Here is a 19,555-nt window from a genome sequence, read left to right as displayed (position 1 = left end):
CCTTTTTGCAGCCGGGGAACTGGACGTTCATCCAATCGTTGTCTTCGGGAGTGGGAAATGAAGCCTTTTCTGCGCTGGTGTTTCGTGGCGACAGCTCTCACGCTGGCAGGATGCAGCAACTCTGCCTGGCGTAAGGACGCCGTCCTCGCGGTACCATTGCAACCGACTTTGCAGCAAGAAGTGATTCTGGCGCGCATGGAACAAATTCTTGCCAGTCGGGCTTTAACCGATGACGAACGCGCACAGCTTTTATATGAGCGCGGAGTGTTGTATGATAGTCTCGGTCTGAGGGCATTAGCGCGAAATGATTTTTCACAAGCGCTGGCAATCCGACCCGATATGCCTGAAGTATTCAATTACTTAGGCATTTATTTAACGCAGGCAGGCAATTTTGATGCTGCCTATGAAGCGTTTGATTCTGTACTTGAGCTTGATCCAACTTACAACTACGCGCACTTAAACCGCGGCATCGCTCTGTATTACGGTGGCCGTGCTAAGTTAGCGCAAGATGATCTGCTGGCGTTTTATCAAGACGATCCCAATGATCCTTTCCGCAGTCTGTGGTTATACCTCGCCGAGCGTAAGCTTGATGAGAAGCAGGCGCTTGAAGCACTGAAACAGCACTTCAACAAGTCGGACAAAGAGCAATGGGGATGGAACATTGTCGAGTTCTACCTTGGCGACATTAGCGAAAAAGAGCTGATGACCCGTCTGAAGGCAGACGCAACGGATAACACCTCGCTCGCTGAGCATCTCAGTGAAACCAACTTCTATTTAGGTAAGTACTACCTAAGTCTGGGGGACAAGGACAGCGCTACGGCACTGTTCAAACTGGCGGTCGCTAACAACGTTCATAACTACGTTGAGCACCGATACGCATTGTTGGAATTATCGCTCTTGGGCCAGGAGCAAGATGACCTGGCAGAATCGGACCAGCAATAGCTGACGAACACACATCAGCCCTTTTTTTGATTGCCATCACCTTCGCGGGTGAGGGCGTTGTTGTTCGTTAATACACCTACTTTGAGCCGGTTCACACTTTTCAATGAAAATTACTCTAAATTTTCACGATGAGTTATGTAGACTGGCCGCCATTAATTTTGAGGCACACGTACTACATGGCTGAATTCGAAACCACTTTTGCAGATCTGGGCCTGAAGGCTCCTATCCTTGAAGCGCTTAACGATCTGGGTTACGAAAAACCATCTCCGATCCAGGCTGAGTGCATTCCGCATCTGCTGGACGGCCGCGACGTTCTGGGTATGGCCCAGACCGGTAGTGGTAAGACCGCAGCGTTCTCTTTACCGCTGCTGAACAACATCGATCCTGAGCTGAGAGCACCGCAGATTCTGGTGCTGGCGCCGACCCGCGAACTGGCGGTACAGGTTGCTGAAGCAATGACGGAATTCTCTAAACATATGCGCGGCGTAAACGTGGTTGCCCTGTACGGCGGCCAGCGTTATGACGTGCAGCTGCGCGCCCTGCGTCAGGGGCCGCAGATCGTTGTCGGTACCCCGGGTCGTCTGCTGGACCACCTGAAGCGCGGTACGCTGGATCTCTCTAAACTGAGCGGTCTGGTACTGGACGAAGCAGATGAAATGCTGCGCATGGGCTTTATCGAAGACGTAGAAACTATCATGGCGCAGATCCCGGAAGGTCATCAGACCGCTCTGTTCTCCGCCACGATGCCGGAAGCGATTCGTCGCATTACCCGCCGCTTCATGAAAGAGCCGCAGGAAGTGCGCATTCAGTCCAGCGTCACCACGCGCCCGGACATCAGCCAGAGCTACTGGACTGCTTACGGCATGCGTAAAAACGAAGCGCTGGTGCGTTTCCTGGAAGCGGAAGACTTTGATGCGGCGATTATCTTCGTGCGTACCAAAAACGCGACCCTGGAAGTGGCAGAAGCGCTGGAGCGTAGCGGCTATAACAGCGCCGCGCTGAACGGCGATATGAACCAGGCGCTGCGTGAGCAGACTCTGGAGCGCCTGAAAGACGGTCGTCTGGATATCTTGATCGCCACCGACGTTGCGGCCCGTGGCCTGGACGTTGAGCGTATCAGCCTGGTTGTTAACTATGACATCCCGATGGATTCCGAATCTTACGTTCACCGTATCGGCCGTACCGGTCGTGCGGGTCGTGCGGGTCGCGCGCTGCTGTTCGTTGAGAACCGTGAGCGTCGCCTGCTGCGTAACATCGAACGTACGATGAAGCTGACGATCCCTGAAGTAGAACTGCCGAACGCAGAACTGCTGGGCAAACGTCGTCTGGAGAAATTCGCCGCTAAAGTTCAGCAGCAGCTGGAAAGCAGCGATCTGGACCAGTACCGTGCGCTGCTGGCGAAAATCCAGCCGACCGCGGAAGGCGAAGAGCTGGACGTGGAAACGCTGGCCGCTGCGCTGCTGAAAATGGCCCAGGGCGAACGTTCTCTGATCGTTCCGCCGGATGCGCCGATGCGTCCGCGTCGTGAATTCCGCGATCGTGATGACCGTTTCGAACGTCGTGGCGACCGTAATGACCGCGGCCCGCGTGGCGATCGTGAAGATCGTCCGAAGCGTGAGCGTCGTGACGTGGGTGAAATGGAACTGTACCGCATTGAAGTGGGCCGTGATGACGGCGTTGAAGTTCGTCATATCGTTGGCGCGATCGCTAACGAAGGCGACATCAGCAGCCGCTACATCGGCAACATTAAGCTGTTCGGTTCTCACTCCACCATCGAATTGCCGAAAGGTATGCCGGGCGAAGTGCTGCAGCACTTTACTCGTACCCGCATCCTGAACAAGCCGATGAACATGCAGCTGCTGGGCGATGCGCAGCCGCGCACCGAACGTCGTGGCGGCGGCGAGCGTCGTGAAGGCGGTCGTGGCTTCGGCGGCGAGCGTCGTGAAGGCGGTCGTAGCTTCGGTGGCGAACGTCGTGAAGGCGGTCGTGGTGAAGGTCGTCGTTTCAGCGGCGAACGTCGTGAAGGCGGCCGCGCGCCGCGTCGTGACGATGCTTCCGCGCCGCGCCGTGATGATTCCGCGGGTCGTCGTCGTTTCGGTGGCGATGCGTAATAAGCGCAATCCCTTAGCGTAAAGTAAATAATACAGCCCCGATCGTCATGATTGGGGCTTTTTTTATTTCTTTTGTACTCGTGTACTGGTACAGTGCGTCATGCTCAACGTGAGCGAAGTATTTTCGACTGGAGATTTCGGCAAATGGCGACACTAACCACTACGGCCACCCGACCGTCTTTATTTGGCGGCGTGGTGATTATCGGCGGCACAATTATTGGCGCGGGCATGTTCTCGCTGCCGGTGGTCATGTCCGGCGCGTGGTTTTTCTGGTCGCTGGCGGCGCTGGTTTTTACCTGGTTCTGCATGCTGCACTCCGGTTTGATGATTCTGGAAGCCAACCTTAACTACCGGATTGGCTCCAGCTTCGACACCATTACCAAAGACCTGCTCGGCAAAGGCTGGAACCTGGTGAACGGCGTGTCGATCGCCTTTGTGCTGTATATCCTGACCTACGCCTATATTTCTGCGAGCGGTTCGATCCTGCACCACACCTTCAGTGAAATGTCGCTGAACGTACCGGCGCGCGCTGCGGGCTTCGGCTTTGCGCTGCTGGTGGCCTTTATCGTCTGGATGAGCACGAAAGCGGTGAGCCGCATGACGGCTATCGTACTGGGCGCTAAGGTGATTACCTTCTTCCTGACCTTCGGCAGCCTGTTGGGGCACGTTGAGCCGACGACGCTGTTTAACGTCGTGGAGAAGAATGCCTCCTATGCGCCATACCTGCTGATGACGCTGCCGTTCTGCCTGGCCTCGTTTGGCTATCACGGTAACGTGCCGAGCCTGATGAAATATTATGGTAAGGATCCGCGCACCATTACCCGCTGTCTGATTTACGGTACGCTACTGGCGCTGGGTCTGTATGTGGTCTGGCTGCTGGTGACGATGGGGAATATCCCTCGTCCGCAGTTTATCGGTATCGCCCAGAAGGGCGGCAACATTGATGTGCTGGTGCAGGCGCTGAGCGGCGTGCTGAATAGCCGCGGTCTGGATCTGCTGCTGGTGGTGTTCTCCAACTTTGCCGTCGCCAGTTCCTTCCTCGGCGTGACGCTGGGGCTGTTCGATTATCTCGCTGATCTGTTTGGCTTTGACGATAGCGCGATGGGACGCTTTAAAACCGCGCTGTTGACCTTTATCCCGCCGATGATCGGTGGGCTGGTGAAACCAGATGGTTTCCTTTACGCCATCGGCTATGCCGGCCTGGCGGCGACGGTATGGGCGGCGATTGTGCCGGCGCTGCTGGCTCGCGCTTCGCGTAAACGCTTCGGCAGCCCACAGTTCCGTGTTTGGGGCGGAAAACCGATGATTGCGCTGATCCTGCTGTTCGGGCTCGGCAACGCGGTGGTGCATTTCCTGTCGAGCTTTAATCTGTTGCCGGTTTATCAATAACCGCATTGCCCGGTGGCGTGACGCGCACCGGGCTTACCACGTCGCTAACCTAACAATTCCTCTTTCACCTGCATCGCTAAATCAAACGAATGCAGGCGTGCCTGGTGGTCGAAGATCTGGCCGTTGACCATGATTTCGTCCGCTTCCGTTTCGCGAAGAATCGACGCTAACCCATGGCGAACTTTGGTCTTATCGCCAACCAGCGACATGCTCAATGCCTGCTGTACACCATACTGCTCGGACGCTGACCACAGTTGATGCATATTTTCCACCGGCGGCGGCAACTGCCCGGTTTCACCGCGGCGCAGTTTAACGAAGGCCTGCTGCATCGAGGTAAAGAGGAACTCCGCATCGCGATTACTATCGGCGGCGATAATATTGATACATACCATCGCGTACGGTTTTTCGAGCCGCGCCGAAGGTTTGAAGTTGCTGCGGTACAGATGCAGCGCCTGGAATAGCATGTCCGGCGCGAAGTGAGAGGCGAAGGCAAACGGCAGACCAAGCTGCGCCGCCAGCTGCGCGCTGTACAGGCTTGAGCCCAGCAGCCACACCGGAATTCGTTCGCCATAGCCGGGAACCGGGCGCACCTGCGGATTAGCCTCGCGGGCGTCAAACCAGTCCACCAACTCCGCCACATCGCGCGGGAAATTATCGACATCACCGCTCATATGGCGACGCAGCGCGCGCATGGTCGGCTGATCGCTGCCCGGCGCGCGGCCAAGGCCGAGATCGATACGTCCGGGATACAGCGTATTCAGGGTGCCGAACTGTTCGGCGATCACCAGCGGCGAGTGGTTTGGCAACATTACGCCTCCGGATCCCAGATGCAGGGTGGTGGTATTGGCGGCAAGATAGCCAATCAACACCGAGGTCGCCGCGCTGGCAATACCCACCATATTATGGTGCTCAGCCAGCCAATAACGGTGGTAGCCGCGGGATTCCGCCAGTTGGGCGAGAGCGAGAGAATGGGAAAAGGCTTCTTTAGCAGAAGATCCCTGCGGGATCGGCGCCAGATCGAGCACCGAGAACGGAATGGTTTTATCAGTCATAACAGCTCACTTTGTCGACGGTGAATCTTTTAATAGTGCATTAAAAATTAATAACCGTTGTTAACAAAGTGAGCTTTTACACTTCACCTTACGCCTGCAGCTCCAGCCCGGCCAGCCGTTTCCAGTAGCCATTGCAATCGCTGTTAGCGGTGAGATCCAGCGGCGCAGCGCCATTTTCATTGGCGCGGAAGGCGTCGAGCATGGCGAAGGTCTCGCTACCCATCGGCGACAGGCGCACCATATCCACCAGACCGTGCATCGAGGTTAACTCGTTGCCAAGGTTATAGACGTAGCCGCTCATCGTCTGAATGCCGTTAAGCACAAACACCTGCTGGTTCTCCTGCGACAGCATGCTGCGCCCGGTTGGGTACTTGATGCAGCAGGTTTCGCATTCGTCTTTTGGCCGGTCTTCCGAGCGGGCGGTAAAGCAGCGCGCGGAATAGGCCAGCGGCAGATGGCCGTAGCTCAGCACTTCGACTTCAAACTGGTTGCGAATACCCAGCTCTTCGCACTGGGTCAGCAAATTAGCCAGCCAGTCGCGGGAGAGTTCAACCGGCATACACCAGCGCACCATGCCCTGTTTCAGCAGCAGGCGCAGGGTGACGGCGTTGTAGCAGTTCAGCGCATGACCCGCGACGAAGGGCAACTTGCGTTCGGCACAGAGATTGACCACGCCGAGGTCGCTGGCTTCAATCAGGAATTCGCCGTTCTCGACATAGCGCTTCAGCTCGCCCAGTTCGGATGAGGCCTGCACCAGCGCGAGGGTGGAGAGCACCACCTGCTTGCCGCTACCGGCCAGCGCTTTCGCCATTTCGATCCAATCGCCGACTTTGGTCGCGCGGCGCTTGCTGCATACCGCTTCGCCCAGATAAATGGTGTCAGCGCTACATTTTGCCGCCTGCTGGTAAAAATCTGCCAGCGTCTCTTTTGGCCAGTAGTACAGCACCGGCCCTAATGAATATTTCATGTTTCTCACTGCCATTTACGGTGATAGGCGCCAAGGGTGGTTTGCGTTCCTTCGGACATCGAACCAAGGGTTTCCATCCATGCAGATTGCGGCACGAAGTTCTGCGGATCGGCTTTACAGCGATCGATCGCCTGACGCCAGACTTTCGCTACCTGGGTGACGTATGCCGGGCTGCGCTGGCGGCCTTCAATTTTTACCGAAGCGATATTGGCGGCCATCAGTTCTGGCAACAGTTCCAGGGTGTTGAGGCTGGTGGGTTCTTCCAGCGCGTGGTAGCGCTCGCCGTCGACCAGGTAGCGGCCTTTGCACAGCGTCGGATAACCGGCATTCTCGCCATCCTGATAGCGATCGATCAGCACTTCGTTAAGGCGTGACTCCAGCCCCTGCGGTGTTTGCTGCCAGCGGACGAAGCGCGCGGGCGAACAGGCGCCGACGGTATTTGGCGATTCGCCGGTGAGATACGACGAGAGATAGCAGCGGCCTTCCGCCATGATGCATAAGCTACCGAAGGCGAAGACTTCCAGTGGAACCGGCGTGGCGCGCGCTAACTGTTTCACCTGGTGAATGGATAACACCCGCGGTAGTACGACGCGGGCGACGTCAAAGTTGCGGTGATAAAAACGTATCGCCTCTTCGTTAGTGGCGGACGCCTGCACTGAAACGTGACGTTCAATGTGCGGATAGCGTTCCGCAGCGTACTCCAGCATGGCGATATCGGCGAGGATGAGCGCGTCGGCGCCCAATTGCGCGGCCATATCCACAGCACGCTGCCAACGGGCATAACCGTCGGGATGGGCGAAGGTGTTAATCGCGATATGTAGCTTGCGGCGATGCTGGTGCACAAAGCTGACGGCTTCCTGTAATTTCTTTTCGGTGAAATTAAGGCCGGCAAAGTGGCGGGCATTGGTGTCATCTTTCAGCCCGATATAGACGGCATCGGCGCCGTTTTCGATGGCCGCCTTAAGTGCCGGGAGGTTACCGGCGGGGCAGAGCAGCTCCATAATTTTTCCTGAAAAACGCGGCCGGTCAGGGACGCAAAATGGTTAACGAGCTGGGATTTTAGTTAACCTTCTGGTGACAATTTTTGATTTGAGGCAGTTAAAAGCGTATTGGTGGGCTCAATAGCTGGCGGCCATCATCGCGATTTTGTTGATTTACGCCGCTATGTCGTTTATTTGATATGGCACAATAGCGAAACTATTGCATGCATGGAGTGAAGCTTGTGTTGGATGAACTGCGTTCCCGGCTGGTCCGTTTTGGCCCGTCTTTAATGAGCGTGCCGGTTAAGCTGGCGCCTTTTGCCCTCAAGCGCCAGGTGCTGGAACAAGTATTGAGCTGGCAATTTCGCCAGGCGCTGGCGGATGGAGAACTGGAGTTTCTCGAAGGTCGCTGGTTAAGTATTAATGTGCGCGATATTGGCCTGCTGTGGTATACCTCGGTAGTCGACGGTCGTCTGGTGGTTAGCCAGCAGGCTGACGCCGACGTCAGCTTTAGCGCCGATGCCAGCGATCTGCTGATGATTGCCGCGCGTAAACAGGATCCGGATACGCTATTCTTCCAGCGTCGTCTGGTGATTGAAGGTGATACCGAGCTGGGTCTATACGTGAAGAACCTGATGGATGCCATCGAGCTGGAGCAGATGCCGAAAGCACTGCGCGTCATGCTGCTGCAGATGGCGGATTTTGTCGAAGCAGGCCTGAAGAGCCCGCAGAAACCTGAACAGACATCGGTAGGTGAGGCATGCTGATTCGAGTGGAAATTGGGATTGATGCGCCGGGTATCGACGCGCTGCTGCGCCGTACGTTCGGCAGCGACGCGGAAGCGAAGCTGGTGCACGATCTGCGTGAAGATGGTTTGATCACGCTGGGCTTAGTCGCCACTGACGATGAAGGCCAGGTGGTGGGCTACGTTGCCTTTAGCCCGGTCACCGTCGAAGGCGAAGAGCTACAGTGGGTAGGTCTGGCGCCATTGGCGGTAGATGAAAGCTATCGCGGCCAGGGTATCGGCCGACAGCTGGTCTACGAAGGGCTGGATTCATTAAATGAGTTTGGCTACGCCGCGGTGGTCACGCTGGGCGAACCGGCGCTGTATGGCCGTTTGGGCTTTGAACCCGCCGCCGCGTTCGATTTACGCTGCCGTTGGCCGGACACCGCTGAAGCCTTCCAGGTGCACCGTCTGGCGGATGACGCGCTGCAGGGCGTACACGGTCTGGTCGAGTACAGCGATCATTTCAATCGCTTCTGAGCCCCTCCAGCAGGGTCTCGAACGAACCATCCCCGGCAACGAGGCGCTCTTTCTGGCGCTTCGTTAGCTGCTTGATGCGATACTCCAGCCGCAGAGCGAGTGAGTGGTCACCAACTTTCTGACTAAACGCCAGCGCCAGTTCGCCTTTGCCGCGCAGCGCTTTCGCTCCTTTGCCTTCCTGATGCTGAAGAAAGCGGCGCGGAACATCGGTGGTAATGCCGGTATACAGGCGGTTATCAGCGGTTCGAATAAGATAGAGAAACCAGCACACGGTAATAACGTCAGTCTGTTAGGGTGTGTGCACCATAGCATAATGGAGAATAAAGATGGATACGCTTGCCGCGATTAGCCGCTGGCTGGGTAAACAGCACGTCATCACCTGGTGCGTCGCGCGTGATGACGAGCTGTGGTGCGCCAATGCGTTTTACGTTTACGACCCGGATAACGTCGCCTTTTATCTGCTGAGCGACGAAAAAACCCGCCATGGCCAGATGACCGGCGAACACGCGAAGGTTGCCGGGACGGTTAACGGCCAGCCAAAGACCGTTGCCTTGATCCGCGGCGTGCAGTTTAAGGGTGAGATCCGCCGCCTTCACGGTGACGAAGAGGCTGAAATGCGCAAGCGCTACGTCAAGCGCTTCCCGGTCGCCCGCATGCTGTCGGCGCCGGTGTGGGAGATCCGTCCCGACGAGCTTAAATTTACCGACAACACGCTGGGTTTTGGCAAAAAGCTATATTGGCTGCGCGACTCAAGCCCCGAGCAGGCGTAGCGCCTCGCGATTGAACGCCGGCAGATCGTCTGGGGTTCGGCTGGTGACTAACTGATCGTTATCAAGCACCACTTCCTGATCGTAAAACTCACCGCCGGCGTTTTTTACGTCGACCACGATAGGTTTAACCGCCGTGAGTTTACGCCCGCGAATGACATCTGCGCTGATGAGTAGCTGCGGGCCGTGGCAGATGGCAAAGACCGGCTTACCGCTATTCACGAAGTCGCGAGTAAAAGTGACGAAGCGCTCATCACCCCGCAACTGGTCCGGTGAATAGCCGCCAGGCAGCAACAACGCGTCAAACTGCGCCGGCGTCACGTCATCTATTGCTTTGTCGATCGCCACTTCAGCCTCGCCTTGTTTCCCTTTTACCGTTTTTCCTGCCTGTTTCTCAATCGTCACGACCTGATGCCCGGCAAGTTTAAAGGCCTCGGCAGGTGAGGTGAATTCAGAATCTTCGAAGTCGTCGGTGATTAGTACGGCAATCTTTTTACTCATTCTTCCTCCGATCTTTTGGCAGTGAATGAGGCATTTCCATGATGATGGTGGATACTTACCTCGTAAGCTATTAAGCCTGGAACATGTGGGGCAAAGTGCAAGGCAGACAATTCTGCAAAGGAGATTCGATGAGTCAGGTATTACTAACCGGCGCGACTGGTTTGGTTGGTGGGCACTTACTTCGCCTGCTACAGACTGAGCCGGGCATTAGCGCGATTACTGCGCCAACGCGCCGTCCCCTTGCTGTGGCGGAGGGGGTATTCAATCCACACGATCCGCAGTTGACCGATGCACTGGCGCAGGTGGTTGATCCTGTCGATATCGTTTTCTGCTGCCTGGGCACCACGCGCCGGGAAGCGGGGAGTAAAGAAGCGTTTGTGCATGCTGACTATACGCTGGTGGTAGATACGGCGCTGGTCGGGAAGCGTCTCGGAGCGCAACATATGCTGGTGGTCAGCGCGATGGGCGCTAATGCGCATTCGCCCTTCTTCTATAACCGCGTGAAAGGAGAAATGGAAGAGGCGCTGATGGCGCAGGACTGGCCGCGGCTGACCATTGCCCGTCCTTCGATGTTGCTGGGGGATCGGGAGCATAAACGCGCCAATGAAACGCTCTTTGCACCGCTATTTCGTTTTCTGCCTGGAGACTGGAAAGCTATTCAGGCCCGCGATGTAGCGACTGCCCTGCTCGCGGAGGCGCTGGCGCCGAGCCATGAAGGCGTCCAAATCCTGACCTCGTCTCAGCTACGGGAGCGCGCTGCCCGGCAGGCGGATTAACCATTTTCAAATTTGGACGGCAGGCGTAGTATTCACCTCCTTATTTGTTATCACTTCTCCCTGGGGAATGCTATGGCTGGTCAGTCTTCATCTCAGGCGGCATCACCATTTCAATGGTGGAAACCCGCGCTGTTCTTTCTCGTCGTTATCGTTGGTCTGTGGTACGTCAAATGGCAGCCGTATTACGGTAAAGCCTTTACGGCCGCCGAAACCCACAGTATCGGTAAATCTATTCTCGCGCAGGCTGATGTAAACCCGTTGCAGGCGGCATGGGATTACGCGATGGTTTATTTCCTCGCGGTCTGGAAAGCGGCGGTGCTCGGCGTGCTGCTTGGTTCGCTTATTCAGGTGTTGATCCCACGCGACTGGCTGCAGAGGACGCTTGGGCAATCTCGTTTTCAGGGCACGTTGCTGGGAGCGATTTTTTCGCTGCCGGGGATGATGTGTACCTGCTGCGCCGCGCCGGTCGCCGCCGGTATGCGTAAACAGCAGGTGTCGATGGGCGGAGCGCTGGCGTTCTGGATGGGCAACCCGCTGCTGAACCCGGCAACGCTGGTCTTTATGGGTTTCGTGCTCGGCTGGCAGTTTGCTCTGATCCGGCTGGTGGCCGGGCTGGCGACGGTGCTGGTGGTGGCGACGCTGGTGCAAAAATGGGTAAAAGAGGCGGCGACGCAGCCGGTAGCGGCAGAAGACGTTAGCCAACTGCAGCGCGATGAGGGCAGTTTTATCAGCCGCTGGCTACGCGCGCTGTGGTCGCTGTTCTGGAGTACGATCCCGGTTTACATCCTCGCGGTGCTGGTACTGGGCGCGGCGCGGGTCTGGCTGTTCCCGCACGCCGAGGGCGCGGTCGATAACACGCTGTTCTGGGTGATCGCAATGGCGATAGCCGGTTGCCTGTTCGTTATCCCGACGGCGGCGGAAATCCCGATTGTGCAGACGATGATGCTGGCTGGGATGGGCACCGCGCCGGCGCTGGCGCTGCTGATTACCTTGCCGGCGGTGAGCGTGCCGTCGCTGATTATGTTGCGTAAGGCGTTTCCGGCTAAAGCGCTGTGGCTAACCGGTGGGCTGGTGGCGTTATGCGGGACGATCGTCGGCGCGCTGGCGCTGGTGTAATTTATCCGGAGCGGGGCTGTGGCCCCGGCGCCGGATTTTGCGCCGGGTGGCGGCTAACGCCTTACCCGGCCTACGGTTCGTGCGGCCTGCCGTTAATTTATACTGCCGGTGTTGGTGGCCTCAAAATCCCCCCGGTGGCGCTGTCGCTTACTGGGGCTACAGCGCTTTGCGATTTGGTAGCCCGGAGAAGGCGCAACGCGCCGCGTCCGGGAAAACCCCTTAAAAAAGTTGCCAACCGATAACAGTATCTACAACGGATACAGGGCGTTTATTTAATATAGGTAAACGCGGTGGTGACGCGGCTCACGCCGCTAACCCGGCTGGCGATATCCGCCGCCGCGCGGCCTTCGCGGTCGGTGACAAGGCCCATCAGGAACACTTCGCTATTTTCGGTCGTCACTTTCACATTGGAAGACTTCACCTGATCGCTGCCCAGCAGTTGGGAACGAACTTTGGTGGTGATCCAGGTATCCGACGACGCGGTGCCTAAGCCAATCGGCTGGCCTTGACGCACTTCATTGAAGACTTCGGTAGTCCCTTCAACCCCCATCGCGATTTGTTTGGCGCGTGAGGAGAGATCGGCGGTCGGCGACTGGCCGGTCAGCAGGACCTTGCCCTGATAAGCGGTGACGTTAATACGCGCTTCTTTCTTAATCTGTTCATCTTTCCCTAAGGCGCTGTTAACGCGTAGCTCCAGGGTGCTGTCATCAACCTGCGTACCGACCGTACGTGGGTCCGTTGCCGCTTTGGTGCCGACGGCTGCCGTACCGACTACCGCTGCGGCGACGCAGCCCTGTAGCAGTAGCGCAGAAAGCAGGATGGCGAGGGGCGAGAGAGCCTTCATGTGTTCTCCTTATTCGTCCTGGTGTGGAAAAAGCGTGTTATCAATCAAATCGCACAGACAATTGACGGTGAGCATGTGCATTTCCTGGATCCGCGCGCTGCGGTGTGAAGGAATGCGGATTTCAACGTCCTGCTGACCTAACAGGCCAGCCAGCTCGCCGCCGTCGTAACCGGTTAACGCCACGATAGTCATATCGCGGGTGACCGCCGCTTCCACGGCTTTCACGATATCCCGGCTATTGCCGCGCGTAGAAATCGCCAGCAGTACGTCGCCGGCGTGTCCCAGCGCGCGCACCTGTTTAGCATAGATTTCATCATGCAGGCGATCGTTGGCGATTGCGGTTAAGACCACATTATCGGTATTTAGTGCAATGGCGGGTAAACCAGGGCGCTCTGTTTCGAAACGATTGATCATGCTGGCAGCAAAATGCTGTGCGTTGGCGGCGGAGGTGCCATTACCACAACAGAGGATTTTGTTGCCGTTAAGCAGCGACTGAACGAGCGTCATAGCCGCGCGCGAGATGGCGTCCGGGAGCGCTTCCGCGGCGGCGATTTGGGTTTGAATGCTTTCGGTAAAGCAGGCTTTAATTCTGTCGAGCACGGGATCCCTTAAATCTGATAATACGCTATTCGCCAAAGGCGTTTTTCAGCCATTGGATGTCGTTGCCGGTGAAGGCTACCACATCGAAACGGCAATCCACAGTATCAAAACTCCCATTCTGTCGGGAGAGCCACAGGCGAGCGGCCTTGAGAAGGCGTTGTTGCTTTTGCGGCGTGACGCTGGCGGCGGCATCGCCGTAGCTGGCGTTGCGCCGGTAGCGCACTTCGACGAACACGATAACCGCGCCGTCGCGCATAATAAGGTCGATCTCGCCGCCGCGCTCGCGGGCGTTGGCGGCGATAAAACGCAGTCCATGCCGTTCTAACCACCGACGCGCCTGGCTTTCCCAGGCGTCGCCGGTCTGTTTACTTAGTTGGCTGCGACGATTTGTCCCTGTTGGTACTTGAGCCATGATAACTTCCTGTTAATCACGCAGTCCGGCGTAGCCGTCAGATCGCCCGTATTGCCGTTCAGCTCGTAACCTGGGCTCTGGCGCATTTGCGCGAAATGATTCGCCAGCGACCAGGCGTCGGCGCCCATTGCGTACAGCCGCGCCAGCGAGTAGTCGTTACGCACCGCGGAGAGCGCCTGCTGCATCAGCGCCGGGTTACTGCCGGCCAGCATCGGGATTTCGCTATATTGCAGGCCTTCCATCTCCAGACGGAAATCCGGGCCGGAGGTGCCCTGGGCGCTACGGGAACTGGCGTACAGGGTGACGTTGCTCTGGCTGCCGTTGCGCATCGCGATCAGCGGCTTGATATAACCAATTTGTTCCGGGGTGGCGACGATATAGGCGGCATCGATGCTGCCGCCGCTGCTGACCGGAACGTCGCCTGGGTTGCCGAGCGAGCTATCTACAGATGAGGGCTGCGTCGATACCGGGCTGCCGGTCAGCGAGATGCCGCCGCCGTTGACGCCGGATTTCAGCTCCGCCGTCGATCCCAGACGCTGCTGCAGCACCGTACCGCCGCCCAGCTTCAGCCACTCGTCGGCGAAAGCGCTGACCACGCGGTCGCCAAGCGCGCCGCGCGGCACCAGCAGTAGCGGCGTTTGTTTGCCCTGATCATGAATATGACGCGCTGCGTCGCGGGCTTCATCTTCCGGGGAGAGCGCGAAGTAGCACAGGTTCGGGCGGTTCTCGACTTTCCCCGGCTGGTTAAGTGCCAGCACGTTTAGCGAGGTGTTGCTTTTCATCACCTCTTCGACGTTTTCTTTCAACAGCGGGCCAACCACGATGGTGGCGCCGTCCTGCTGTACCTGCGCCAGAAGCTGGCTCATCGGCTGGCTGGTGGTATCGTAAATTTTCAGCTCAGCAGCAGGATTGGTGGTCGCTACCTCGGGCTGCGGCTGCACGGCTGGCGCGTTCACCGGTTGTGCTGCCGGTTGTGCTGCCGGCGTTGCGGCAACCGGGGCGGGTAGCGGAGCGGCTGCTGGTTTTGCGGCAGGCGCGGCCTGGCTGCCGGTGGCGGTGAGATCGCCGACTTCCGCCTGCGAAGGGCTCACCACATCATTATTGCCGGCAACATTCGCCGCCTGGGCGACCTGCGCCGGCACTGCGCTGCCCTGGACCGCTGGGGCGCCATTCTTCGCCGCTTCAAAACCCTGCTGGATAGTGCGGCCGAAAATCGCCGCCTGGCCGTTCAGAGGCAGCAGCAGGGCGATTTTATTGGTCGAGGCCGGTTTATAGTTTTGCATATTCACCAGCGCAGTGGGCAGCATCTGCGCCCCCGGGTTCTGCGGATAACGGATTTGCCAGTCTTTGACGCCCGCTTTCAGCATTGCCGGATCGTTACGGTTGTCGAACCACATCCGCTGCAGATCCAACCAGCCCTGCAGCACGTTTTCGTCGGCATTAATCACCAGTGCGTTGGCCTGCTGCGGAGTCATCGCCGTCAGCGCTTTCCACGTGGCGTCGATATTTTGTTGTTTTTGCTTCGCCTGGCTTAGTAGGGGCTGCTGGGCAATCAGCGCGCGCAGCAGGGACAGAGAGGGCTGCCCCTGGCTGGCGTCAATTTGCGCCTGCCAGTAGCGCGGCTGCTGATTTTTTTCAAAACTGAGAGGATCGAGTTTGCTCAGCAATGCCTTCGCGCCCTGGTAATCACCTTGCGCCAGTTTGACTTCCACCGCCAGCAGCGACTGTTCGCGGGCCTGCGTGCTGTTCAGGTTCGACGGCAGTTGGTTGTACAGGTCGATAGCCTGCTGCTTCTTACCTTCCTGCAGCAGTGCACGAATGGCGAGTAATTGCCAGTTGGTCTTGCTATCATTCGTGCTTTGCTGCATCTGCTGTAGGTAGAAACTGGAGTTGGCCTGCGACGTACCCTGCATAAACGCCGTGCTTTGATCCTGCGTGTGGGTGCCGCAGCCAGCAAAAAGAAGAGTCGCCAGCAATACGGGCAGACAGCGCGCGGGCTTAGAACGAAGAAATGTTGACGGTACCATATGTATCCAGTGATATTTTTTTGGCTCAATGCTCAATATTAAATCGGCAATACGGACGAGACAATGAAACAACACGAATCAGCGGATAATTCTCAGGGGCAACTGTACATTGTGCCCACTCCGATAGGGAATCTGTCTGATATCACGCAGCGCGCACTGGAAGTGTTGCAAGCTGTTGATTTAATTGCTGCTGAGGATACCCGCCACACCGGTTTGCTGCTGCAGCATTTTGCGATCAACGCCCGTTTATTTGCCCTTCACGACCATAACGAGCAGCAAAAGGCCGAAACACTTTTAGCGAAATTAAAAGAGGGGCAGAACATCGCGCTGGTGTCCGATGCCGGCACGCCGCTGATTAACGATCCCGGCTACCATCTGGTGCGCACCTGCCGTGAAGCCAATATCCGCGTCGTGCCCCTGCCGGGCCCTTGTGCCGCGATTGCCGCTCTGAGCGCCGCCGGTTTGCCGTCCGATCGTTTCTGCTATGAAGGTTTCCTGCCGGCGAAATCGAAAGGCCGCCGCGATACCCTGAAGGCGCTGGAAGAAGAACCGCGCACTCTCATCTTCTATGAGTCTACGCACCGCCTGGTGGAGAGCCTGGAAGATATCTGCGCGGTTCTGGGCGAATCCCGCTACGTGGTGTTGGCGCGCGAGCTGACCAAAACCTGGGAGTCTATCCACGGCGCGCCGATTGGCGAGTTGGTGGCATGGGTGAAGGAAGACGAAAATCGCCGCAAAGGCGAGATGGTGCTGATCGTCGAAGGTTTTAAGGCCCAGGAAGAGGCGCTGCCGGCAGCCGCGCTGCGGACTCTGGCGCTGCTGCAGGCGGAACTGCCGCTGAAGAAAGCCGCCGCGCTGGCCGCGGAAATCCATGGCGTGAAAAAGAATGCGCTGTATAAATACGCGCTGGAGCAGCAGGGATAATCACTGCGCCCGGGGGTAACCGGGCGCGGCTGGCTATTTTATCGGCGTCGCTTCGAAAACCAGCGTTTGCAAGGGTTGTAGCGTAACAATAGCCGCTTGCTGATAGTCAGCAGGGAATGTCGCGTTACTGCCGTAAACGCTTTTTAACGTAAAGCGCGACGTCTCTCCCTGCGGTATCTCGAAGGCTTTAGCGAGATCGAGATAAAATTGCTGTGGTTTATCTGATGGGTTACGCAGGCCTAAAATCGCCTTATCTTTATTCCATGAGGCCCAGCCGTAAACTTCCAGTGCGGTAGGATCGCCGCCGACCCAATGGGTATCCACCAGCACGTCGGCATTTGCTCTCGACCATTTTGCCGCCTGCGCCAGGGTGTCCCACTTCACTTTGTTAAGTAGCGACGGCGTGATGTACAGCTCCTGTAATTGCGTACCTGTCGCGAAATAGCTCCAGACCTGATCGGCAAAATCGCTATCGGTTTGCGGTTTTTCCAGCCCGTAATAGGCATTTTCAGCACTGACAATACCATGATACATCAGTGAGTTAAGCGGGAAGAGCGGCCCTTTACGCACAATCGAACGATAAGTCTCGGCATCCCGATAGGTTATCCATTGCTGCACCGGCGTCCCCGGCCCGTAAAGATTGATATCGTCGCCCTGGCGCCATATCGCGTCGGCATAAAAAAGCCAGGAAGGACTGGCATTGGTCCCGGTGGTTAAATTAATAAATTGGTCGGGATTGGCGCTGCGCATGTTATGCAGTAAGGCAATCGATGCATCAAAATCGGAAGCAAACTGGCTACCCGGAATATGTGAATTCGCGTTGCCCATACCATCAAGCTTAAAAGAGGTAATATGTTCGTCTTTAATCAGCTTAATAATCTGTTGATTGAAGTTATTGAAATAGTGTCGCCCGGATAGGGCGAATTTGCCATCAACCGTTTCAAAACCATACTCTTTGGCGTGAGAGACGCGGATATCTCTGGGCTTATTATAACCACCCCATGGTGAAAGCCACAGCCCCACTGAACTTTGCATGCTGGCTGCTTTTTCCCGAACCTTACTGAACCCCTGGCTGAAAGCGGGGCCAAAGAGCCATCTGCCAGTACGATCGTCCCAACCATCATCCAGAAGAAAGGCATCTAATGTGACGCCGCGTCCGGTGATAAATTCCTTATTCCACTCATCCATCCGGCGTAGAACATCCTGCTCGCTATAGGTGGTGAAGAAGCCGATATCCATCCAGCTGTTATAGTGCAGATAGGGTTTATAGGGGCGGGGACGCAGGGCATTAATAAAGAGGTTTACGCTGCGACGAAGCTGATTGGTTGCTGGAAAGGTGCCGAAGTAGGTCGTATAGCTGAGCGGTGTGGCAGGGTCGATAGCGGTTTTTAATTCTACATTCAGATTCGTGGTTGCCTCATAAGCCCAGGTATTTACGATAGGTTTATCGGGCAGTATAAAAAAGGAATCAGCAACGATCGGTGAACTATTAATAGCGCCATCGACATAGGGTGCCTGAGATTGTTTTTTAGTTGGGAAAAAGGTTATTTTCGCTACGTCTCTCGATTGGCCCACCGCCGCGATAGTGTAATCAATACTCGCGTAGTTTCCCTTTATCAAGTTCATCTTAACCGTGACATTAAAATCCGGGCGGGTGTAGTCGACGACAATAGAATCATTATGTTTCTCGACGTGCTTTATTTTAAAATCAGCGGTGTGGATGATGGTTTCATCAGGTAGTGTGAGAAAAAACAGTTCCTGCGGTGAAAGCTGATGGGCGGATTTTTCATCTTTTACCATCGTTGCTGAGTTCGCATCGTTAAATGAAAGCGCCATCGACGCGTTATTTAATGTGTATTCAGCGGCGGCGGCGCCTTGAGAAATCAGCAGGGCCAGTAACGAAACAGTGAGCGCTTTTTTCATAAGAGAGATCCTTGTTGTCGTTCTATCAGAGGTCAATAACGTTAGCCCTATCGGGCTAACGCGTTTTAATATCGTATGATGTTCAGGCTTCTGCGGCCTGTAATAGTCGGTTAGCGGAACCGCATACGTTAATTTTACTTTTCACGATTTCTTTCATCGCATCCATGCCAACACGCATGTAATAACGCGGATCGTTCCCTTGCGGGTTTTCAGCAAACCATGTTTTCACCGCGGCGGCGAACGCGATTTTGAGTTCTGTGGCGACATTGACCTTGCAAATTCCCAGTGTGATAGCGCGGCGGACATAGTCATCCGGTACATCGCTTGCGCCATGCAGCACCAGGGGGACATCAACCACTTCCCGAATTTCTGCCAGCCGTTGGAAATCGATTTTAGGCGTTTTTTGATATAGCCCATGAGCGGTACCGATCGCCACGGCGAGGCTGTCGATACCGGTCAATTCGACAAAGCGTTTCGCCTCTTGCGGGTCTGTGAGAAATGCGCTTTCCGCATCAACGTTAAGATCGTCTTCCATCCCGCCAAGCCGTCCCAGTTCTGCCTCAACGCTGCAATCCAGCGCGTGGCAATAATCGACGACCGATTTCACCAGCTTCACATTCTCTGCAAATGGAAAATGGCTGCCATCGATCATCGCGCTGCGGACCCCGGCATTAACCTTACGACGAATATCCGCCAGCGATTCATGATGGTCGAGATGTAGCGCAATTGGCATCGCGTAGGTGGCGGAGTAGGCCTGGCAGAGTGCGTAAATTTCCTCGAGCGCGATATGCTTAAAGGTTCCCGGCGTGCCGGCAAGGATCACCGGCGATCGCATTTCACTGCACGTTTCAAGGATCGCCTGGATCGTTTCGGCGTTGTGAATATTAAATGCAGGAACCGCATAACCTTTACTCTGTGCATCCTGCAGAAGATATTTGGTGGAAATAATGCTCATGGCGC

The 19,555-nt window shown here is 56.3% G+C and carries 21 protein-coding genes; 10 read left to right on the top strand and 11 right to left on the bottom strand.

Annotation, left to right across the window (positions count from 1 at the left end; translation table 11 throughout):
* Window positions 1-57: 57 nt before the first annotated feature.
* The 4 genes from nlpI to mtr all read left to right on the top strand — a co-directional run bounded on the left by nlpI (window position 58) and on the right by mtr (window position 4,442).
* The gene (gene nlpI / locus EAE_RS04310) at window positions 58-942 is read left to right on the top strand and encodes a lipoprotein NlpI (protein ID WP_015703595.1); all 885 of its coding nucleotides are present in this window, start codon (window positions 58-60) and stop codon (window positions 940-942) included.
* A gap of 103 nt (window positions 943-1,045) precedes the next feature.
* Window positions 1,046-1,126: a protein YrbN gene (gene yrbN / locus EAE_RS04305; protein ID WP_086538083.1), complete on the top strand. Its 81-nt coding sequence runs from the start codon at window positions 1,046-1,048 to the stop codon at window positions 1,124-1,126.
* A complete protein-coding gene (locus tag EAE_RS04300) occupies window positions 1,119-3,053 on the top strand; it encodes a DEAD/DEAH family ATP-dependent RNA helicase (RefSeq protein WP_015369531.1) in 1,935 nt (644 codons plus the stop codon). Before yrbN ends, EAE_RS04300 begins: the two co-directional genes overlap by 8 nt.
* A 144-nt stretch (window positions 3,054-3,197) precedes the next feature.
* The gene (gene mtr / locus EAE_RS04295) at window positions 3,198-4,442 is read left to right on the top strand and encodes a tryptophan permease (RefSeq protein ID WP_015369532.1); all 1,245 of its coding nucleotides are present in this window, start codon (window positions 3,198-3,200) and stop codon (window positions 4,440-4,442) included.
* A 44-nt stretch (window positions 4,443-4,486) separates the two neighbouring features.
* Here the strand turns inward: mtr and EAE_RS04290 are convergent, their stop codons facing one another.
* The 3 genes from EAE_RS04290 to ubiU all read right to left on the bottom strand — a co-directional run bounded on the left by EAE_RS04290 (window position 4,487) and on the right by ubiU (window position 7,462).
* Window positions 4,487-5,494, bottom strand: coding sequence for a luciferase-like monooxygenase (locus EAE_RS04290; RefSeq protein ID WP_015369533.1), 1,008 nt, complete (start codon window positions 5,492-5,494; stop codon window positions 4,487-4,489).
* An 88-nt stretch (window positions 5,495-5,582) separates the two neighbouring features.
* Entirely contained in the window at window positions 5,583-6,461 is an 879-nt protein-coding gene (locus EAE_RS04285) for a U32 family peptidase (RefSeq protein WP_015703594.1), read from the bottom strand.
* Window positions 6,462-6,466: 5 nt separating this feature from the next.
* Entirely contained in the window at window positions 6,467-7,462 is a 996-nt protein-coding gene (gene ubiU, locus EAE_RS04280; RefSeq protein WP_004206164.1) for a ubiquinone anaerobic biosynthesis protein UbiU, read from the bottom strand.
* A gap of 221 nt (window positions 7,463-7,683) precedes the next feature.
* Between ubiU and ubiT the strand changes: the two genes are divergently transcribed.
* Complete coding sequence (gene ubiT / locus EAE_RS04275; protein WP_015369536.1) at window positions 7,684-8,208, top strand: ubiquinone anaerobic biosynthesis accessory factor UbiT; 525 nt, start codon at window positions 7,684-7,686, stop codon at window positions 8,206-8,208.
* Entirely contained in the window at window positions 8,202-8,705 is a 504-nt protein-coding gene (locus EAE_RS04270; protein WP_015703593.1) for a GNAT family N-acetyltransferase, read from the top strand. Before ubiT ends, EAE_RS04270 begins: the two co-directional genes overlap by 7 nt.
* Here the strand turns inward: EAE_RS04270 and EAE_RS04265 are convergent.
* Window positions 8,692-8,982: a GIY-YIG nuclease family protein gene (locus tag EAE_RS04265; RefSeq protein WP_026612209.1), complete on the bottom strand. Its 291-nt coding sequence runs from the start codon at window positions 8,980-8,982 to the stop codon at window positions 8,692-8,694. The genes EAE_RS04270 and EAE_RS04265 overlap by 14 nt on opposite strands.
* Before the next feature lie 49 nt (window positions 8,983-9,031).
* On the opposite strand from EAE_RS04265, the gene EAE_RS04260 reads away from it, so the two are divergent.
* Window positions 9,032-9,475, top strand: coding sequence for a YhbP family protein (locus EAE_RS04260; protein ID WP_015369539.1), 444 nt, complete (start codon window positions 9,032-9,034; stop codon window positions 9,473-9,475).
* Here EAE_RS04260 and EAE_RS04255 read toward each other — a convergent pair.
* Complete coding sequence (locus EAE_RS04255) at window positions 9,455-9,973, bottom strand: type 1 glutamine amidotransferase domain-containing protein (protein ID WP_015703592.1); 519 nt, start codon at window positions 9,971-9,973, stop codon at window positions 9,455-9,457. The two genes, EAE_RS04260 and EAE_RS04255, sit on opposite strands and share 21 nt — an antisense overlap.
* 128 nt (window positions 9,974-10,101) lie before the next feature.
* Between EAE_RS04255 and EAE_RS04250 the strand changes: the two genes are divergently transcribed.
* Together EAE_RS04250 and EAE_RS04245 are read left to right on the top strand one after the other, a co-directional pair.
* Window positions 10,102-10,749, top strand: a complete 648-nt coding sequence (locus tag EAE_RS04250; RefSeq protein WP_015703591.1) for an NAD(P)H-binding protein — start codon at window positions 10,102-10,104, stop codon at window positions 10,747-10,749.
* 72 nt (window positions 10,750-10,821) lie between these two features.
* Window positions 10,822-11,865: a permease gene (locus EAE_RS04245; protein WP_015703590.1), complete on the top strand. Its 1,044-nt coding sequence runs from the start codon at window positions 10,822-10,824 to the stop codon at window positions 11,863-11,865.
* Window positions 11,866-12,133: 268 nt separating this feature from the next.
* Here EAE_RS04245 and dolP read toward each other — a convergent pair whose 3' ends face one another.
* Genes dolP through EAE_RS04225 form a run of 4 tightly spaced genes read right to left on the bottom strand, consistent with a single transcriptional unit; the run spans window position 12,134 to window position 15,748 of the window.
* Entirely contained in the window at window positions 12,134-12,709 is a 576-nt protein-coding gene (gene dolP / locus EAE_RS04240; RefSeq protein WP_015369543.1) for a division/outer membrane stress-associated lipid-binding lipoprotein, read from the bottom strand.
* A 9-nt stretch (window positions 12,710-12,718) separates the two neighbouring features.
* The gene (diaA, locus tag EAE_RS04235; RefSeq protein ID WP_015369544.1) at window positions 12,719-13,309 is read right to left on the bottom strand and encodes a DnaA initiator-associating protein DiaA; all 591 of its coding nucleotides are present in this window, start codon (window positions 13,307-13,309) and stop codon (window positions 12,719-12,721) included.
* A 25-nt stretch (window positions 13,310-13,334) separates the two neighbouring features.
* Complete coding sequence (locus tag EAE_RS04230; protein ID WP_015703589.1) at window positions 13,335-13,721, bottom strand: YraN family protein; 387 nt, start codon at window positions 13,719-13,721, stop codon at window positions 13,335-13,337.
* Complete coding sequence (locus tag EAE_RS04225; protein ID WP_015703588.1) at window positions 13,679-15,748, bottom strand: penicillin-binding protein activator; 2,070 nt, start codon at window positions 15,746-15,748, stop codon at window positions 13,679-13,681. Before EAE_RS04225 ends, EAE_RS04230 begins: the two co-directional genes overlap by 43 nt.
* 63 nt (window positions 15,749-15,811) lie before the next feature.
* Here EAE_RS04225 and rsmI point away from each other — a divergent pair, with 63 nt between their 5' ends.
* A complete protein-coding gene (rsmI, locus tag EAE_RS04220) occupies window positions 15,812-16,672 on the top strand; it encodes a 16S rRNA (cytidine(1402)-2'-O)-methyltransferase (protein ID WP_015703587.1) in 861 nt (286 codons plus the stop codon).
* Window positions 16,673-16,705: 33 nt separating this feature from the next.
* Here rsmI and EAE_RS04215 read toward each other — a convergent pair whose 3' ends face one another.
* Window positions 16,706-18,595 (bottom strand): alpha-galactosidase, encoded by a 1,890-nt coding sequence (locus EAE_RS04215; protein ID WP_015703586.1) that lies wholly within the window; start codon window positions 18,593-18,595, stop codon window positions 16,706-16,708.
* 82 nt (window positions 18,596-18,677) lie between these two features.
* Window positions 18,678-19,550 carry a tagatose-bisphosphate aldolase subunit KbaY gene (gene kbaY / locus EAE_RS04210; protein WP_015703585.1) on the bottom strand — a complete coding sequence of 291 codons (873 nt, stop codon included), beginning with the start codon at window positions 19,548-19,550 and terminating at the stop codon, window positions 18,678-18,680.
* Window positions 19,551-19,555 lie beyond the last annotated feature (5 nt).

It is taken from the genome of Klebsiella aerogenes KCTC 2190, from assembly GCF_000215745.1.
Taxonomy (GTDB): Bacteria; Pseudomonadota; Gammaproteobacteria; order Enterobacterales; family Enterobacteriaceae; genus Klebsiella; species Klebsiella aerogenes.
This window is presented reverse-complemented; position numbering and strand designations above follow the sequence as displayed.

Excerpts from the sequence above, each read along its gene's own strand:
- nlpI (WP_015703595.1), top strand. The coding sequence starts at position 58 with ATGAAGCCTTTTCTGCGCTGGTGTTTCGTGGCGACAGCTCTCACGCTG.
- yrbN (WP_086538083.1), top strand. The coding sequence starts at position 1,046 with ATGAAAATTACTCTAAATTTTCACGATGAGTTATGTAGACTGGCCGCC.
- EAE_RS04300 (WP_015369531.1), top strand. The coding sequence starts at position 1,119 with ATGGCTGAATTCGAAACCACTTTTGCAGATCTGGGCCTGAAGGCTCCT.
- mtr (WP_015369532.1), top strand. The coding sequence starts at position 3,198 with ATGGCGACACTAACCACTACGGCCACCCGACCGTCTTTATTTGGCGGC.
- EAE_RS04290 (WP_015369533.1), bottom strand. The coding sequence starts at position 5,494 with ATGACTGATAAAACCATTCCGTTCTCGGTGCTCGATCTGGCGCCGATC.
- EAE_RS04285 (WP_015703594.1), bottom strand. The coding sequence starts at position 6,461 with ATGAAATATTCATTAGGGCCGGTGCTGTACTACTGGCCAAAAGAGACG.
- ubiU (WP_004206164.1), bottom strand. The coding sequence starts at position 7,462 with ATGGAGCTGCTCTGCCCCGCCGGTAACCTCCCGGCACTTAAGGCGGCC.
- EAE_RS04270 (WP_015703593.1), top strand. The coding sequence starts at position 8,202 with ATGCTGATTCGAGTGGAAATTGGGATTGATGCGCCGGGTATCGACGCG.
- EAE_RS04260 (WP_015369539.1), top strand. The coding sequence starts at position 9,032 with ATGGATACGCTTGCCGCGATTAGCCGCTGGCTGGGTAAACAGCACGTC.
- EAE_RS04255 (WP_015703592.1), bottom strand. The coding sequence starts at position 9,973 with ATGAGTAAAAAGATTGCCGTACTAATCACCGACGACTTCGAAGATTCT.
- EAE_RS04250 (WP_015703591.1), top strand. The coding sequence starts at position 10,102 with ATGAGTCAGGTATTACTAACCGGCGCGACTGGTTTGGTTGGTGGGCAC.
- EAE_RS04245 (WP_015703590.1), top strand. The coding sequence starts at position 10,822 with ATGGCTGGTCAGTCTTCATCTCAGGCGGCATCACCATTTCAATGGTGG.
- dolP (WP_015369543.1), bottom strand. The coding sequence starts at position 12,709 with ATGAAGGCTCTCTCGCCCCTCGCCATCCTGCTTTCTGCGCTACTGCTA.
- EAE_RS04230 (WP_015703589.1), bottom strand. The coding sequence starts at position 13,721 with ATGGCTCAAGTACCAACAGGGACAAATCGTCGCAGCCAACTAAGTAAA.
- EAE_RS04225 (WP_015703588.1), bottom strand. The coding sequence starts at position 15,748 with ATGGTACCGTCAACATTTCTTCGTTCTAAGCCCGCGCGCTGTCTGCCC.
- rsmI (WP_015703587.1), top strand. The coding sequence starts at position 15,812 with ATGAAACAACACGAATCAGCGGATAATTCTCAGGGGCAACTGTACATT.
- EAE_RS04215 (WP_015703586.1), bottom strand. The coding sequence starts at position 18,595 with ATGAAAAAAGCGCTCACTGTTTCGTTACTGGCCCTGCTGATTTCTCAA.
- kbaY (WP_015703585.1), bottom strand. The coding sequence starts at position 19,550 with ATGAGCATTATTTCCACCAAATATCTTCTGCAGGATGCACAGAGTAAA.